The sequence below is a fragment of the Streptomyces sp. NPDC006879 genome (genome assembly GCF_042869595.1).
Classification (GTDB): Bacteria; Actinomycetota; Actinomycetes; order Streptomycetales; family Streptomycetaceae; genus Streptomyces.
On sequence record NZ_JBIAGC010000008.1, the window covers coordinates 111,582 to 126,524 of the forward strand.

Annotated in this window: 15 protein-coding genes; 10 read left to right on the forward strand and 5 right to left on the reverse strand. The window is 70.7% G+C overall.

Going from position 1 to position 14,943, the window contains the following annotated elements; all coding sequences use genetic code 11:
* Nucleotides 1–86: 86 nt before the first annotated feature.
* Nucleotides 87–965 (reverse strand): universal stress protein, encoded by an 879-nt coding sequence (locus ACFYMC_RS09220; RefSeq protein ID WP_388521178.1) that lies wholly within the window; start codon nucleotides 963–965, stop codon nucleotides 87–89.
* Between the two features lie 310 nt (nucleotides 966–1,275).
* Between ACFYMC_RS09220 and ACFYMC_RS09225 the strand changes: the two genes are divergently transcribed.
* The 3 genes from ACFYMC_RS09225 (at nucleotide 1,276) to ACFYMC_RS09235 (ending at nucleotide 5,737) form a co-directional block, all read left to right on the forward strand.
* The gene (locus ACFYMC_RS09225) at nucleotides 1,276–3,630 is read left to right on the forward strand and encodes a phosphoketolase (protein WP_388521181.1); all 2,355 of its coding nucleotides are present in this window, start codon (nucleotides 1,276–1,278) and stop codon (nucleotides 3,628–3,630) included.
* 298 nt (nucleotides 3,631–3,928) lie between these two features.
* Entirely contained in the window at nucleotides 3,929–4,570 is a 642-nt protein-coding gene (locus ACFYMC_RS09230; protein ID WP_388521184.1) for a DUF4389 domain-containing protein, read from the forward strand.
* A gap of 177 nt (nucleotides 4,571–4,747) precedes the next feature.
* Nucleotides 4,748–5,737 carry an Acg family FMN-binding oxidoreductase gene (locus tag ACFYMC_RS09235; protein WP_388521187.1) on the forward strand — a complete coding sequence of 330 codons (990 nt, stop codon included), beginning with the start codon at nucleotides 4,748–4,750 and terminating at the stop codon, nucleotides 5,735–5,737.
* A gap of 39 nt (nucleotides 5,738–5,776) precedes the next feature.
* Here ACFYMC_RS09235 and ACFYMC_RS09240 read toward each other — a convergent pair whose 3' ends face one another.
* Both ACFYMC_RS09240 and ACFYMC_RS09245 read right to left on the reverse strand, forming a co-directional pair.
* A complete protein-coding gene (locus tag ACFYMC_RS09240) occupies nucleotides 5,777–6,598 on the reverse strand; it encodes an ABC transporter permease subunit (protein WP_388521190.1) in 822 nt (273 codons plus the stop codon).
* Nucleotides 6,595–7,509, reverse strand: a complete 915-nt coding sequence (locus ACFYMC_RS09245; RefSeq protein WP_388521193.1) for an ABC transporter ATP-binding protein — start codon at nucleotides 7,507–7,509, stop codon at nucleotides 6,595–6,597. Before ACFYMC_RS09245 ends, ACFYMC_RS09240 begins: the two co-directional genes overlap by 4 nt.
* 174 nt (nucleotides 7,510–7,683) lie before the next feature.
* On the opposite strand from ACFYMC_RS09245, the gene ACFYMC_RS09250 reads away from it, so the two are divergent.
* From ACFYMC_RS09250 to ACFYMC_RS09270, 5 genes are all read left to right on the forward strand, one after another.
* On the forward strand, nucleotides 7,684–8,115 hold the full coding sequence (locus tag ACFYMC_RS09250; RefSeq protein ID WP_388521391.1) for a BlaI/MecI/CopY family transcriptional regulator: 432 nt from the start codon (nucleotides 7,684–7,686) through the stop codon (nucleotides 8,113–8,115).
* 4 nt (nucleotides 8,116–8,119) lie between these two features.
* Complete coding sequence (locus ACFYMC_RS09255; protein WP_388521196.1) at nucleotides 8,120–9,046, forward strand: M56 family metallopeptidase; 927 nt, start codon at nucleotides 8,120–8,122, stop codon at nucleotides 9,044–9,046.
* 127 nt (nucleotides 9,047–9,173) lie between these two features.
* Nucleotides 9,174–9,737 carry a TetR/AcrR family transcriptional regulator gene (locus tag ACFYMC_RS09260; RefSeq protein ID WP_388521198.1) on the forward strand — a complete coding sequence of 188 codons (564 nt, stop codon included), beginning with the start codon at nucleotides 9,174–9,176 and terminating at the stop codon, nucleotides 9,735–9,737.
* A 40-nt stretch (nucleotides 9,738–9,777) separates the two neighbouring features.
* Nucleotides 9,778–10,815, forward strand: coding sequence for an NAD-dependent epimerase/dehydratase family protein (locus ACFYMC_RS09265; protein ID WP_388521201.1), 1,038 nt, complete (start codon nucleotides 9,778–9,780; stop codon nucleotides 10,813–10,815).
* A complete protein-coding gene (locus tag ACFYMC_RS09270; protein WP_388521204.1) occupies nucleotides 10,812–11,387 on the forward strand; it encodes a peroxiredoxin-like family protein in 576 nt (191 codons plus the stop codon). Before ACFYMC_RS09265 ends, ACFYMC_RS09270 begins: the two co-directional genes overlap by 4 nt.
* A 198-nt stretch (nucleotides 11,388–11,585) precedes the next feature.
* On the opposite strand, the gene ACFYMC_RS09275 is transcribed toward ACFYMC_RS09270, so the two are convergent.
* Nucleotides 11,586–12,041, reverse strand: coding sequence for a tellurite resistance TerB family protein (locus tag ACFYMC_RS09275; RefSeq protein ID WP_388521207.1), 456 nt, complete (start codon nucleotides 12,039–12,041; stop codon nucleotides 11,586–11,588).
* A 268-nt stretch (nucleotides 12,042–12,309) separates the two neighbouring features.
* On the reverse strand, nucleotides 12,310–12,528 hold the full coding sequence (locus tag ACFYMC_RS09280; RefSeq protein ID WP_388521210.1) for a hypothetical protein: 219 nt from the start codon (nucleotides 12,526–12,528) through the stop codon (nucleotides 12,310–12,312).
* A 687-nt stretch (nucleotides 12,529–13,215) separates the two neighbouring features.
* On the opposite strand from ACFYMC_RS09280, the gene ACFYMC_RS09285 reads away from it, so the two are divergent.
* Both ACFYMC_RS09285 and ACFYMC_RS09290 read left to right on the forward strand, forming a co-directional pair.
* On the forward strand, nucleotides 13,216–13,455 hold the full coding sequence (locus tag ACFYMC_RS09285; protein WP_388521213.1) for a chaplin: 240 nt from the start codon (nucleotides 13,216–13,218) through the stop codon (nucleotides 13,453–13,455).
* Nucleotides 13,456–13,636: 181 nt separating this feature from the next.
* Nucleotides 13,637–14,896 carry an NAD(P)/FAD-dependent oxidoreductase gene (locus ACFYMC_RS09290; protein WP_388521216.1) on the forward strand — a complete coding sequence of 420 codons (1,260 nt, stop codon included), beginning with the start codon at nucleotides 13,637–13,639 and terminating at the stop codon, nucleotides 14,894–14,896.
* Nucleotides 14,897–14,943: the final 47 nt, after the last annotated feature.

The following is a 14,943-nucleotide window of genomic DNA, read 5'->3' on the forward strand; positions in this document are numbered from 1 at the left end:
GACCGCGGCCACCGGGCGCGCGGCAGGCACCAGCCCCGAAACGGGGCCGCCTCGTGTCCTGCCAGCGGGGGCGCCATCGGCCCCGATCAGGGATGCGGCACGACAGCCACTGGACACAGCGCGTGGTGCAGGACCGCATGGGCTGCCGATCCGACCCTCGTTCCGATGGGAGACCGCCGCGCCCTGCGGCCGACCACCAGCAGATCCGCTCCGGCAGCAGCCGACAGGAGCACCTGCCCGGCGCTGCCGATCTCCACGTGCTCGGCCACCGGCACCTCGGGGAAGCGGTCCCGCCAGGGGGCGAGAGCCTGTTGGAGGGCCTTCCGCTCGAAGGGCTCCAAGCCGCCGGCCTCGTCGACCAGCCTCAGCGAACCGGGGCTGTAGGCGTAGATGGGCGGGAGGTTCCAGGCCCGTACCGCGCGGACGCCGGCCCCGCGCGCGGCAGCGGCTTGGAAGGCGAAGCCCAGCACCTCGGCGGATTCCTCGACGCCGCCCTGCTGTCCCACGACGATCTCGCCGCCGCGGGAAGTGGGCAGTTCGTTCCCGGGCGCCGGGGTACGCACGGACACGATCGGCCGCTCGGCCGCCGCGACGACCTGCTGCCCGGTGGATCCCAGGAGGGAGCCCGCGAGCGCACCGTGGCCCCGGGTCCCGATGACGGTCAGCTCGGCGTCGCGGGCAGCCGCCAGCAGCGAGGGCACCGGGGTGCCGGACACCACTTCGACGGAGAGGGAGATCTGCGGGTACCGCCGCCTGAGATCGGTCTCCACCGCCTTCACCAACACATCGGCGCGGGCCGCCTCACCGGCCGGGTCTTGTACCAGCGGCAGGTCCATGGGCTCCCAGCCCCAGGCGTGCAAGAGCTTCACCGGCAGGCCGCGGTGGACGGCCTCGGCGGCAGCCCAGTCGGCGGCAGCCGTGCTCTCCGGGGATCCGTCCACCCCCACGGCGATGGCTCTGGTCACTGATCGGCCCTCCGGCTGATTCGAGAAGGAACAAGGAGTGGGCGCGCGGCCCTGGGGGAGGAATCCCCCTTTCGCCCTTCCACCATCGGCCATCCACGACCCGCGGGTGCTGGGCCGAAGGTCCCGTCCTTTGGGCCGGTCATCCCCTGTCTGCACGCACCGGCCCCGCGCCAAGGTGCAAAGGACGGGGTCACCCGAGCGGCGTTCACCGGATCCACCCCGACAAGGAGCACAGTCTTCGCCACCCCGCTCCGCAGGAGCTTCATTTCCTCCCCGGCCTTCAGTCGGGGGTATCCACGAAGGAATCTCGATGACGAAGTACCCGGTCGCCGAACTGGACGCCCACTGGCGGGCCGCCAACTACCTTGCCGTGGGCCAGATCTACCTGCTTGACAACCCGCTCCTGAAGCGTCCGTTGCGCCCCGAGGACATCAAGCCCCGGCTCCTCGGCCATTGGGGCACCTCTCCCGGGCTCAACCTCGTCCACACCCATCTCAACCGGGTGATCAAGGAACGCTCCCTCGACGCCCTGTGCGTCTGGGGCCCCGGGCACGGCGGACCCGCCGTCCTCGCCAACTCCTGGCTGGAGGGCAGCTACTCCGAGACGTATCCGGACGTGAGCCGTGACGCGGCGGGGATGGCGCGCCTGTTCCAGCAGTTCTCCTACCCCGGTGGGGTGCCCAGTCACGTGGCGCCGGAGACTCCCGGGTCCATCCACGAGGGAGGTGAGCTCGGCTACTGCCTCTCGCACGCGTACGGGGCGGCCTTTGACAATCCGGGGCTGCTGGTCGCCTGCGTGATCGGTGACGGGGAGGCCGAGACCGGTCCGCTGGCAGCCTCCTGGCACTCGAACAAGTTCCTCGATCCGGTCCACGACGGCGCCGTCCTGCCGATCCTCCACCTCAACGGGTACAAGATCGCTAATCCGACGCTGCTCTCCCGCATTCCCGAGGCGGAACTCGACGCGCTGCTGCGCGGCTACGGTCACGAACCCCTGCACGTCTCGGGCAAGGACCCGCTGGCTGTCCACGAGGCCATGGCCGCCGCGATGGACAAGGCACTGGACTCCATCGCGCGGTACCAGCGCGAGGCGCGGACCAAGAGCAAGAGGCGGGAGCGGCCCCGGTGGCCGGTGATCGTGCTGCGCACGCCCAAGGGCTGGACGGGCCCGGGCCAGGTGGACGGAGATCCGGTGGAGGGAACCTGGCGCGCCCATCAGGTCCCCCTCGCGGGTGTCCGGGAGAACCCCGAGCACCTCGGGCAGTTGGAGCAGTGGCTGCGGTCCTACCGACCGCAGGAGCTCTTCGACGAGGAGGGCCGGCCGGTCCGGCAGGTCCTGACCCACGTTCCCGAGGGCGCCCGTCGGCTCGGTGCGACCGCCCACGCCAACGGGGGGCTGCTCCTGCGGTCGCTCCCCCTGCCCGACCTCGACGCACACGCCGTCCCCGTCAGCCGGCCCGGTGCCGGCATCCACCAGCCGACCAAGGTCCTGGGCGGCTTTCTCGCCCGGGTGATGGCGGACACCGCCGACCGCCGGGACTTCCGGGTGGTCGGTCCCGACGAGACGGCCTCCAACCGCCTCGATGCCCTGTACGAGGTCACCGCGAAGGCTTGGCAGGCGGCACCGGAGAGCACGGACGAGCACCTCTCCCAGGACGGGAGGGTGATGGAGATCCTCTCGGAACACACCTGTCAGGGCTGGCTGGAGGGCTACCTCCTGACCGGTCGGCACGGCCTCATCTCCACCTACGAGGCCTTCGCGCACATCGTGGACTCGATGGCCGGCCAGCACATCAAGTGGCTCCGGAGCTCCCGTGCCCTGCCGTGGCGGGCCCCCATCGCCTCGCTCAACTACCTCCTCACCTCGCACGTGTGGAGGCAGGACCACAACGGTTTCTCCCACCAGGACCCGGGCTTCGTCGACCACGTCCTCAACAAGAGTCCGGAGGTGGTACGCGTCTACCTGCCGCCGGACGCCAACACGCTGCTGGCCGTGGCCGACCACGTGCTGCGCAGTCGCGACCGGGTGAACGTCGTGGTGGCCGGCAAGCAGCCTTCCTTCGACTGGCTGTCGATGGAGCAGGCCCGTACGCACTGCACTCGTGGCGCGGGCATCTGGGAGTGGGCGGGTACCCAGGACGCAGGTCAGGAGCCCGATGTCGTCCTGGCCTGCGCCGGAGACGTGCCCACCATGGAGACGCTCGCCGCGGCGGCCCTGTTGCGCGAGCACCTGCCGGAGCTGTCCGTACGCGTCGTCAACGTGGTGGACCTGACGCGGCTGATGCCCCACGAGGACCATCCGCACGGTATGACGGACCTGGAGTACGACGCACTGTTCACCCGGGACAGGCCGGTGATCTTCGCCTACCACGGCTACCCGTGGCTCATCCACCGGCTGGCCTACCGCCGTCATGGCCATCCGAACCTGCACGTGCGCGGGTACAAGGAGTCCGGCACCACGACCACTCCGTTCGACATGGTCGTCCGCAATGACCTGGACCGGTTCCAGTTGGTGATGGACGTCCTGGACCGGGTGCCCGGGCTCTCGGGTCGGGCCACCGCGCTTCGTCAGCAGATGACAGACCACCGGATCCGCCACCACCGCTGGATCCGTGAGCACGGGGTGGACCTGCCCGAGGTGGCCGACTGGTCCTGGCCGTACTGACCTGGCCGCGGTTCGACGTAGGGGGCCTGGCTCGCCCGGTGTGCGGCGTACCGGGCGGGCCCGCTCTGCGTCCCTTCTGCGGGCTCCTCGGTTCGGGGGGAAGCCACCCGGGGGCGCACCTGGCCGGGTAGGCGGAGAATGACAGGAGAGCGCCGCTGACGGCCCGCTCGGGGCGGGATCCGGTGTGGGCGGGCTCGCGTTCGGTTTCCGTGGTGTTCCGCACCGGGAGGTGGATCGACCCGTTCGGCCACAGCCCACCGTGGCAGGGAGAGACAGGGAGCGGTGATATGTCATGTCCATGAGTAAGTCGTCGCCGGTCAGGGTGGACGCGGTGCTGGACACTCCGCTTTCACGCTGGCTGTGGCTGGTCAAGTGGATCCTCGCGATACCCCACTACCTCGTGCTGATCCTGCTGTGGATCGCCTTCCTCGTGGTGAGCGTGATCGCCTTCTTCGCGATCCTGTTCACCGAGCGCTACCCCAAGGCGCTGTTCGACTTCAACCTCGGCGTCCTGCGGTGGTCGTGGCGGGTCTCCTACTACGCGTACGGGGCCCTGGGCACCGACAGGTACCCGCCCTTCAGTCTCGGCGCCGAACCGGACTACCCGGCCCGTTTGGACATCGCCTACCCCGAGCGCCTCTCCCGTCCCCTGGTACTGGTCAAGTGGTGGCTGCTCGCCATCCCCCACTACCTCGTCATCGGCTTCTTCACGGGAGCACCACGCGGCGGCTGGTGGGGTGGCGGCCTCATCACCCTGCTGGCCCTCATCGCGGTGGTGACGCTCGCCTTCACCGAACGCTATCCCCGTGACCTGTTCGACCTGGTGATGGGCCTTAACCGGTGGGTGCTGCGCGTAGCTGCCTACGCGACCTTGATGACCGACGCCTACCCCCCCTTCCGCCTCGACATGGGTGGCGAAGAACCGCCGGACACCCCGTGAATCGAGGGCCGGTCGGCCCCGGTGGGAGGCCCGGTCGGCCCAGTCGGCCACCGGCCCCGGCCGTGATGCTGGTACGTGAGCACCTCGGGGCGCACCCAAGCGGCGCGGGGTGCACCCCGCGTCCCCGCACCGGCGGCCCGGCCGGACTGCCGATGCCGTACAGAACAGGACTCGATCATGCCCGCTCAGCCCCTCGACCCGGCGGTGGTGGCCTCCCTCGTCGAGGACGCCACCACCGCACCGTCGATGCACAACGCGCAACCCTGGAGATTCCTCTTCCGCACAGGCGGTCGAACGATCGAGCTCCACGCGGACCCCTCCCGCACCATGCCGCAGGCCGACCCGGACCACCGAGCGCTCCACCTGGGCTGCGCGGCAGCCCTCTTCAACCTTCAGGTGGCCGCCGTGCAGGCCGGCTGGGAGCCGGTCGTCCGGCTGCTACCGGAAGGGGACGACCCCTGGCACCTGGCCCAGGTCCAACTGCGCGAGCTCGATACCGCGGAACGTGAACTCGCGGCCCTCCACCCGGCCCTCCGGCGCCGGCACACCAGCCGGTTCCCGTTCAGCGACGAGGAGATCCCCGCACCGGTCCAGGACGAACTGCGGGCCGCAGCGCTCCTCGAAGGCTGCCGCCTGGTCCTGCCGGACGCCTGGCACACCGACGCCGTCCTGGACCTGGTGCACGATTCGGAATACCGGGAGGCCGACGACCCCGCGCTCCGCGCCGAGATGGCCGCTTGGACCCGTACCGGAGCAGCTGGCGAGGGGCCCTCGACGGAAGGCATCCCGACCGAGGCCTTCGGCCCGCGCCAGGACGGCGGCAGCGCGCCCGTCCGCGACTTCGGCGCCTGGAGGCCGGTACCGGGGCGCGATTCGCTACCCTTCGAAAAGCGCCCGCAGATCGCGATCCTGGGCACCTCCGCTGATACCCCGCTCGACTGGATGCGAGCTGGGCAAGCTCTGGAACGCGTCCTCCTCCAGGCCACCGTCGACGGCCTGGTTGCCTCGATGACCTCGCAGCCCCTGGAGTGGCCGGAGCTGCGCTGGGCCGCCCGTGACCCGAGTTCGGCGATGGGGCACGTGCACATGGTGATCCGTCTGGGCTACGGCCCGCAGGGACCGGCCACCCCTCGCCGTCCGGTCTCCGAGGTGCTCGACATCCGCTGAGACCCGGCAGCGACCGCCACCGCCCTCACCCCGGCGGTGCTACGGAGCCAGGTCGCGCCGCAACAGCAGGGCGTGCCCGAGAGCCAGACCGGCCACCCCGACAGCCAGGAGGACGCCCAGTTGCGGCCACAACACCTGCCCCTGGGCCAGCGCGTCCCCCGGCGTGTAGTAGTGGAACGGGCTGATGAACCGCAGCGGAGCCGCCTTCGACCACGCCAGGGCGATGAAGTTCACCGCGAAACCCACTGCTCCGAAGGCGATGCTCGCACCCACCACCTGAGCCCTCCGCCGGCCCCACGCCGAGACTGCCAGCGCCGGGCCACCCACGCACAGGGCGAAGGCAAAGCCCATCAGCCCGGCGGCCAGGACCCCGCCGACGGACACGTCCTGATGGATCTCCGGAGACAGAACCACCCCCACGGCGACGGTGAGCGTGGCCGCGGCGTTCAAAGCGAGGGAAGCGATCACCAGGGCGGCTGTTCGCTCCGCCAACAGCCGGGTCCGGCTGACCGGCCTCACCATCAGCAGCTCGATGGTGCCGGATTCGACGTCCGCCGCCACCGCGGCGGCAGCGAGCGAGCCGATCGCGGTGAGCTGCATGGCGATCCAGAACGGATGCACCAGCCCCGCGCCCAACAATCCCGGGTAACTGGCGATCGAGACCTCCCCGCTTGACCCGCTGAAGGCCCGGTAGGCGGAGGGGGTGCCCGTGCCGTTCGCCGAGAACAGCGGGCCGGGCGCGACCGTGTTCGCCACGACCACGATGAGCGACTCGAACACGATCATCCCCACGACCAGCACCCCGAGCATCCGGCGCCGCCGGTGCAGCGCCAACCACAGCAGGGGCCACCGGCGGCTCACGGCGGCGCTCCGGGGCCGTTGCGGTACAGGTCCAAGAAGGCCTCGTCGAGCCCGGACTCCTCCACCGTGACATCGGCCACCGGGAGGTCGAGCAGGCCCCGCAGGGCCACGACCACCTCGCTCGGCGGGACGAGCAGTTCCACTCGATCACCCCGCCACTGCGGGGACCACTGGTCCGCCTCGCCCAGACCCCGCACGCCCCTGCCGTCCCCGAAGACCAGTCGAATGCGTCGGGCTCGCGCCTCCCGCAAGGCAGCCACGCTCTCGACGGCCACCAGCCGGCCGTTGCGGACCACCGCCACCCGACCACAGGCCCGCTGCACCTCCGGCAGCACATGACTGGACAGCAGTACGGTCCGTCCCGAAGACGACGCCTCCGCGAGTAGTTCGAAGAAGGTCTCCTGCACCAGCGGGTCGAGCCCCTCGGTGGGCTCGTCGAGTATGAGAAGCCGCGGATCGTGCTGGAGCGCCTGTACGAGTCCGAGCTGCTGTTTCATCCCGCGCGAGTACCCTCCCACGGGCCGCGCGAGGGCCCGGTCCGTCAGGCCCAGCCGCTCGCACAACCGCGCGCGCCGGGGGGTGGGTATCCCGTGGAGCGAGGACAGCAACTCCAGGGTCTGCGCGCCCGTCAACTCCGGATAGAGGCGCAGTTCACCGGGCAGGTACCCCAGCTCGGGAGTCAGCCGTCGATGATCAGCGGACGGGTCCATGCCGAGCACCTGGACCTGCCCGGACGTGGGCCGCAGCAGCCCGGTCAGACACCGCAGGGTGGTCGTCTTCCCGGCCCCGTTCGGGCCGAGGAAGCCGAACACCTCGCCCGCGGTCACTTCCAGGCTCAGGTCCTGAACCCCGACGACCGGCCCGTACCGTTTGGTCAGGCCGCTCAGGGAGATGGCCGGCGTGCCACTCATAGAACCAGTCTGGGCCCGTTGCCGTCCGCACGCCCAGGGGCGGCCCGTCATCGGGGACTGGTCAGCGCACCCACGCCGCCGGAGGCGGTGCCCAGCACGACACAGTGGCGACGCGGCCCGCCTGCCGCCGCCGCACCCCTCACCGAGTCGGGGCACGGCTTCTTCGCGACTACGATGTACCGCCCCCGGGCGGGGCACGAGGACGGGCGGCTGGAGGACGAGCGGGTGAGAGACGGGGCACGGCGAAGGCGCGGCCAGGGTGAGCTGGAAGCGCAGGTGCTCGATGCGTTGCGGCAGGCCCCGGGGCCGGCGAGCACCGCTTGGGTGCAGGGTTGGATCGGAGGACACCTCGCCTACACCACGGTGATCACCATCCTCACGCGACTGCTGGCCAAGGGGGCGGTGACCCGCGAGAAGGCGGGTCGTTCGTTCGTGTGGCGGCCGGCGGCCGACGAAGCCGGGTTGGCGGCGCTTCGCATGCGCCGGGTGTTGGACGGAGAACGGGACCGGGAAGCAGTCCTGGCCAGTTTCGTGACGGCCCTGCCACCGGGTGACGAACGGCTGCTGCGGGATCTGCTGCGGCAGGCCGCGGAACCGGAGGGCTGAGGCCATGGGGGTCTTCGTCTTCCTTCCGCTGGTGCTGCCGCTGACCGTCTGGCCCGTCGCCCGGCTGGCCGAGCAGCACCTCCACCCGCGTACCGCTACCCGGCTCCTGTCGGCCGCGGCCGGGACGCTGGCGGTGTGCAGCACCCTGTGCCTGGCGCTGTTGATGGTGGTGGGGACGGCGCAACTCCCGGGAAATCCGCTGCCGGACGCCTGGTCCGATCCCGAAGTGCGCGAAGCACTGCCGTACGACGAGGTCGCCGGAAAGGTGGCCATCCCCGCGCTGCTGGCAGTCCTCACCGGTTGTTCCCGGGTGCTGTGGCAGCACCTGCGGGTGCGGCGGCGGGCCGGGCGCGCACTCGTCGGGCGGCCCGCCTCGACCGTGACCGTACTGCCCGACGGGGCACCCTACGCCTACGCCCTGCCCGGAAGGCGCGCCCGGGTGGTGGTGTCCACGGGGATGCTCTCGTGCCTGGAGGGTCCGGAGCGCAGGGCCTTGTTCGCCCACGAGCGGGCCCATCTGGCCTGGTCCCACCACCGGTACCTGGTCGTGGTGCGACTGGCCGCGCGGGCGAACCCCTTCCTGCGGCCACTGAGTACGACCGTGGGCTACACCGTTGAGCGGTGGGCGGACGAGGAGGCGGCCCGCGTGATCGGAAGCAGACGGGTGACGGCCAGGGCCATCGGGAAGGCCGCCCTCGTCTCCCGGGGTGCGCCGGCGGTGACGTTGGCGCACTTCGCGGCCGGGCCGGTGCCGCGGAGGGTGGCGGCCCTGCTCGGCCCGCCCCCCTCCGGCCTGAGTTGGCCGAGCGTCTTCACGAGGGTGGGACTGGCGGTGTGGACGGCGGCTGCGGGAACTGCGGCTTCGGCGTTGTCCTCCGCCAATGCGGCGGTCACCTTGTTCTTCGTGTTGAAGACGGCCACCGCACTTTGACCCAAGCCACGGGCCCCGCCCGACGGTTGCCGGTCGGGTGAACCCCCTTGCCCGACAGCAGTGTTCACCAGTGCTGCTGATTCAAGAGGGATTGACATCCACTCAGTTAGTTAGTTGACTAACTGACATGACGCGAACGGATACCGGGAAGCGCACCCGGCTGGTGCAGGCGGCGGTGAAGGTCGTCCACGAGCAGGGTTTCCACCGCACGACCTTGGCGGACATCGCTCGTGAGGCGGAGGTTCCGCTGGGCAACGTCTACTACTACTTCAAGACCAAGGACGACCTCGGGCAGGCCCTGATCGAGCAGCAAGCCAGCCACCAGGCAGACCTGCAACGACACTGGGAGACGCATGCCGACCCCCGGGCCGAGATCGACTCCTTCATCACCATGACCCTGGACAACCGCGACTCACTGGCGCGCAGCGGCTGCCCCATGGGCACGCTCTGCGCGGAACTCGGCAAGCACGGCGGCCCGCTGGCGCACAGCGCGAGCGACGTCTTCGCCGGGATCCTCGACTGGCTCACCGAGCGCTTCGGAGCCCTGGAAACCAACCAGGAGCCCCGCCAACTCGCGGTCCACCTACTGTCCGCCCTTCAGGGCGCGAGCCTGCTGGCCCACAGCTTCGGCGACCCCGCCATCGTCGAGGGCGAGGCCCAACGGCTCCGCCGCTGGCTGGTCGCGCTGTGAACCGGCACGCGGCCACGCCGGCCGGAACGGGAGGCGGCCGGTGACCGCGAACAACAACAGGACACGCGTACTGGTCACCGGGGCCACGGGGTTCCTCGGCAGCCACACCCTCTCCACGCTGGCCACGAACCCCCAGGTCGAACCAGTAGCCGCCTGCCGCACTCCAGAGCGCCTCCCCGCCGGCTTCCACGGAGAGGTACGGGTCGGGGACCTGATGGACCCTCGCTACCGGCGCGAAGTCGTCCAAGACATCGACGTGGTCTGCCACGCCGGCACCTGGGGGGCGTTCTGGGGGCATCGGCGCGAGGAGCACACCCGCTTCCTGGAGCCGGCCCTGGACCTCCTCGCCCGGGCACGGGCAGCGGGAGTGCGGCGCTTCGTGCTCGCCTCGACCGTCGCCGTCGGCACACCGTCCCTGGACGGCGAGCCCGTCGACGACTTCTCACCCCTGCGCCCCACCGGCTTCTGGCCGCACGCGGACCGACTGATCGACCTCGACGAACACATGCGCGAGGTGGCCGGCCACGGAACCGAGATGGTCGTACTGCGACTGGGGCACTTCGTGGGCGCCGGCAACTCCCTCGGCATGGTTCCCGCCCTCGTCCCCCGACTGCGGACCCGCATGGTGCCGTGGCTCGCCGGCGGACGCAGCCGGCTGGCACTGGTCGCCGACACCGACCTCGGGCAGGGCATGGCCCTGGCTGCGCTCGCCGAGGGCCTGGACCCTTACGAGTCCTTCCACATCTGCGGGCCCTCCTTCCCCACGATGCGCGAGGTACTGGATTTCATCGCCGCGGAGACGGGCCTGCCCGCACCCCGCCTCAGCGTCCCCTACCGGGCCGGATACGCCTTCGGCGGCCTCATGGAAGCGCTGCACCCGGTACTACCAGGGGCCGCCCCCTTCCTCACACGGTCCCTGGTGCACGTCGCGCGGGACTGGTACTGCCCCAGCGACCGCGCCGCACGCAAACTCGGATACGCCCCCACCAAGGACTGGCGCACCGCCGTGCGGGAAACGCTTGCGGCCAGGCCTCCGACGGGCTCCCCCTGGCCAAGGCTCTCCCAGGAGGCACCATGACGAGCGCCCCCCTCGACCCCCGTCAAGCCGGACGTACGCCAGGGCGGCTGGCACCGGGCGACGCGGTGACGCCACGTTCCCTGACCACGATCACCGGCGAACAGGTGCGCGTCCCCGCCCCGCACGCCTTGGTCCACCTACAGTTCCGGCGTTTTGCGGGGTGTCCGGTGTGCAACCTGCACCTCCGGTCCGTCGCCAGACGCCATCAGGAGATCCGGGACGCAGGCATCGTGGAGGTGGCCGTCTTCCACTCCACCGTCGAGGCAATGCTCCCCTACCAGGGCGATCTCCCCTTCGCCACCGTGGCCGACCCCGGCAAGGGGCTCTACCGGGCCTTCGGCGTCGAGGCGTCCCGGCGGGCGCTACTGGACCCGCGGGTCTGGCCCGCTCTGCTGCGCGGTGCCACCGCTCGGCGGCCCGGCGGGCCCGCGAGCGGGGAGAGCGCGCTCGGCCTGCCGGCTGACTTCCTGATCGGCCCGGACGGCCAGGTGCGGGCCCTTCGTTACGGTCGCCACGCGGACGACCAGTGGCCGGTGGACGCGCTCCTGCGTCTGGCAGCCGCGCACAGCTGAGGTCCACCGGGCAGCGCCCACGTGCCCGCCGGGAGGGGCGCAACGACCCCGAGAGGTCCGTTGTGCCCCTCCCGGCGGGTCTTGCGCGGCGTCAAATGCGGCGCACCGCACCGCCCAGGGGCACTCCCGGACGAGCCGACGACCAAGCGGGGCCTCGCAGTTGACATCGCTTGGCCGCTGTGTGGATACGGCGGCCGGTTAGAGGTCGAACTCGTGCGGAGGCAGGTCCAGGGTGTAGCAGGCTTCCCGGACCACGGCCTGCTCGGTCTTGTCGAAGTCGCCGTCGGCACCGCCGATCACGATCCCGATCTGGATGACGGCGCGGGCCTCGGCCGGCTTCTTCTTGGCCTTGGCGACCTCCTGGAGAACGCTGACCTTGCCGAAGTCGAAGTCCGTGGTGAGCTTGTTGAGGTTGTCCTCGAAGCGGCGACGCAGGTCGTCCGCGTCGAAGTTCTGCAGGACTTCGTTCGATGCGATGAGCTGGGCCACCCGGCGCCGCTCCATCGGGTCGATGGTGCCGTCGGCGGCGGCGACCAGCGCACACATGGCCATGCTCGCGTCCCGGAAGGCGCCGCTCTTGAGGTCGTTCTTCTTCGCCACCAGCTGGGTCTGCATCGTCGATGCGGACTCCTTGATGCGGTCCCACAGGGCCATGCCAACTCCGTTTGTCGAAAGACGTGTCGCGCGGGTCCGGAAGAGGGGCGACCCGCACGCCTTCATTTCTACATCACTGTAGAAGTTTGTGGCACGGGGCACCCCGCGGCATGCCCCCTCCCCCGCCGCCACATCTAGCCAGGCTCGACATGTACCCCACTCCGGATCGCCTGAGGCGCCGTCACGCCCGGTCAGCGCGGACGGCCCCGCGAACGACGAATCCCGCCACCCCGGAAGGGCGGCGGGACTCTCTGCGAGGGGGCGCCGATTACCTGGCCGCGTGCAGCGCCGCGAGCGCCTGTGCCCAGCGCACGTACTTCAACTCGGCGAGATCAGCCACGGTCTTGACTCCGAAGGCCTCGGCCAGCAGTTCGCCGTCGCGCTCGGAAACCCCCTTGAGCGCCCCCACCGGGGCGGCCAGGATCTCCGACAGGCTCTTGTCCGCCCAAGCCTTGTCCAGCACCTTCTCAAGATCGATCGCGGCCATGCGTGCCCTCCCAGGGAATGTACGGTGACGTCGCACGCCGAACGCCGCGATGGCGTGGCCATCGAGAGCCTTCGACGGCACGACCGGAACGACCGCGAAGGCCGTCCGGCCCGTCGAATTTCTACAACTTTGTAGAAGGATAGGGCTCTTGCGGCGAGCTTCGAGGGGATCTCGAACAGCTCTTGCGGAACGACCGAAAACCGACTCGGACTCCCGTGTGAGAACTTGGCGAAGTGCACTTCTTCCGCCGCGTCCCCTCGGGAAGCCGGCCCGCTAGTAGCCGCTCGTAACAGCTGCTCCGAGGCCTGCCCAGAGGCCGGCCGCCGCAATCCCGCCCGCACCAAAGGGCAATGGCGCAAAATCGCCTCCCCCAAGAGCGCCCTGACGAAGGCGTAGGCTGAGAACGCCGAACACCATTGGGAAGGTCCATCTTGGAGGCGACGCTCACGGCAGTCAGCCGCAACAGCGAGTACTCCTCCACCAAACTGAACCCGCGACCACCGGCGTGGGCCACCGACCCGGCCCCGCCCGCGTGCGGCAAGAGCGGCTGCTGCTCCGATCGAGGGAATCCGGCGGGTACCACCCAACCACCGCAGCGGTGACCACGAAGAAGCGCTGAGGGCCCGGAGCACCGGGTCCGCCGGCGGTCACGGCCACCGGCACCACAACTGCTGTGGAGGAACTGCGATGTCACGACTGTTCAAGGGTGCGGGACTGGCGCTGGCTGCCGGCGCGATGGTCTTCGGCGGCGCGGCGACCGCCGCCGCGGACGCCGGTGCGCAGGGCGTGGCCGCCCACTCACCCGGGGTGGCCTCCGGAAACCTGTTCCAGGTGCCGATCCACATCCCGATCAACGCCTGCGGCAACTCCGTCAGCCTGATCGGACTGCTCAGCCCGTCCTTCGGGAACACCTGCATCAACGCCTGAACCGTACGCCGTCCGGCCCGCTGCCTCGGGGAGGCAGCGGGCCGGCTCCCGTTCGGGCACCGGGCCCGCCACCGACCACCGCCCCGGCACCATCCGCACCAATCCGGCGCGCCGCCTGCTGCGAAGAAGGGGTGAACTGCCGCCACCGGGCGGCGTGGCGACTGGTGGGGAGCGACGCACTGTGGAACGCCGAAGAGTGGCCGTGATCGGCGGCGGCGTGGCGGGACTGACCGCCGCCTACGTCCTGCAGAAGGCGTGCGAGGTCACGCTCTACGAGGCCGAGCCCCGGCTGGGGGGCCATGCCCACACGCATGACCTGCCCGCGGATGGCGGCGGCACCCTCGGGGTCGACTCGGGATTCATCGTGCACAACGCGCGCACCTACCCGCACCTGCTGAGGCTCTTCAACGAACTGGGTGTACACACCCAGGACTCGGAAATGAGCATGTCCGTACGCTGTGACGGCTGCGCACTGGAGTACGCCGGCGCCCGGGGGCCGGCGTCCCTGTTCACCGGTAGGGCCGCCCTCCGGCCCCGGTACCTGCGTCTCCTCGCCGAAGTACCCCTCTTCCACCGCGCCGCCCGAAAGCTGCTGAAGCAGGGCGGCCCCGACCACCACACCCTCGGCGCCTTCCTGGGCGAGCACCGGTTCTCCCCGTACTTCGTCTCCCACTTCCTGACCCCCCTGGTGTCCGCCGTCTGGTCCTGCGCCGCAGCGGACGCCCTGCAGTACCCGGCTGCCTACCTGTTCCGCTTCCTCTCCCACCACGGTCTGCTCTCGATCAGCGGCTCCCCCCGCTGGCGGACCGTCACCGGGGGCTCCGCCGCCTACGTGCACAAGGTCGCCAAGGAAATCGGGACCACGATCACCGCGACCCCCGTGGTACGCGTCACCCGCGCGCCGGGGCGCGTCCAACTCGCCACCGGCGAAGGCGAAGAACAGACCTACGACGCGGTGGTCATCGCCACGCACCCGGACCAGGCACTGCGCATGCTCGCCGACCCCACCCCGGACGAATCCGCCGTACTCGGCGCCTTCCGCTACTCCTCCAACCCGACGGTCTTGCACACCGACACCAGCCTGCTGCCCCGCTCGACACGGGCCCGGGCCTCCTGGAACTACCACCTGCCGCACTGCGGTACCCCGGCGGCCGGCGTACGGGTCAGCTACGACATGACGCGACTCCAACGGCTCACCGGCGCCACCACCTACGTGGTGAGTCTGAACACGGCCGGGCAGGTGCCCTCCGAGCGGGTGCTGGCCCGTATGGAGTACGCCCATCCGCTCTACACCCCGCAGTCGGTGGCGGCGCAACGGATGCTGCCCCGCCTCAACACCGCCGTCACCGCCTTCGCCGGCGCCTACCACGGCTGGGGGTTCCACGAGGACGGCTGCCGCTCCGGTGTGCGGGCCGCCGCCGCGCTCGGGGTGCGCTGGTGATCTCGCCCCGGCGGGTCGTCAGAGGCGGCCGGCCGCCCGCGCCCGGG

What these genes read in the sequence shown, in the direction of transcription:
- ACFYMC_RS09225 (WP_388521181.1), top strand. Translation starts at nt 1,276, where the DNA reads ATGACGAAGTACCCGGTCGCCGAACTGGACGCCCACTGGCGGGCCGCC.
- ACFYMC_RS09230 (WP_388521184.1), top strand. Translation starts at nt 3,929, where the DNA reads ATGAGTAAGTCGTCGCCGGTCAGGGTGGACGCGGTGCTGGACACTCCG.
- ACFYMC_RS09235 (WP_388521187.1), top strand. Translation starts at nt 4,748, where the DNA reads ATGCCCGCTCAGCCCCTCGACCCGGCGGTGGTGGCCTCCCTCGTCGAG.
- ACFYMC_RS09245 (WP_388521193.1), bottom strand. Translation starts at nt 7,509, where the DNA reads ATGAGTGGCACGCCGGCCATCTCCCTGAGCGGCCTGACCAAACGGTAC.
- ACFYMC_RS09250 (WP_388521391.1), top strand. Translation starts at nt 7,684, where the DNA reads ATGTACCGCCCCCGGGCGGGGCACGAGGACGGGCGGCTGGAGGACGAG.
- ACFYMC_RS09255 (WP_388521196.1), top strand. Translation starts at nt 8,120, where the DNA reads ATGGGGGTCTTCGTCTTCCTTCCGCTGGTGCTGCCGCTGACCGTCTGG.
- ACFYMC_RS09260 (WP_388521198.1), top strand. Translation starts at nt 9,174, where the DNA reads ATGACGCGAACGGATACCGGGAAGCGCACCCGGCTGGTGCAGGCGGCG.
- ACFYMC_RS09270 (WP_388521204.1), top strand. Translation starts at nt 10,812, where the DNA reads ATGACGAGCGCCCCCCTCGACCCCCGTCAAGCCGGACGTACGCCAGGG.
- ACFYMC_RS09275 (WP_388521207.1), bottom strand. Translation starts at nt 12,041, where the DNA reads ATGGCCCTGTGGGACCGCATCAAGGAGTCCGCATCGACGATGCAGACC.
- ACFYMC_RS09280 (WP_388521210.1), bottom strand. Translation starts at nt 12,528, where the DNA reads ATGGCCGCGATCGATCTTGAGAAGGTGCTGGACAAGGCTTGGGCGGAC.
- ACFYMC_RS09285 (WP_388521213.1), top strand. Translation starts at nt 13,216, where the DNA reads ATGTCACGACTGTTCAAGGGTGCGGGACTGGCGCTGGCTGCCGGCGCG.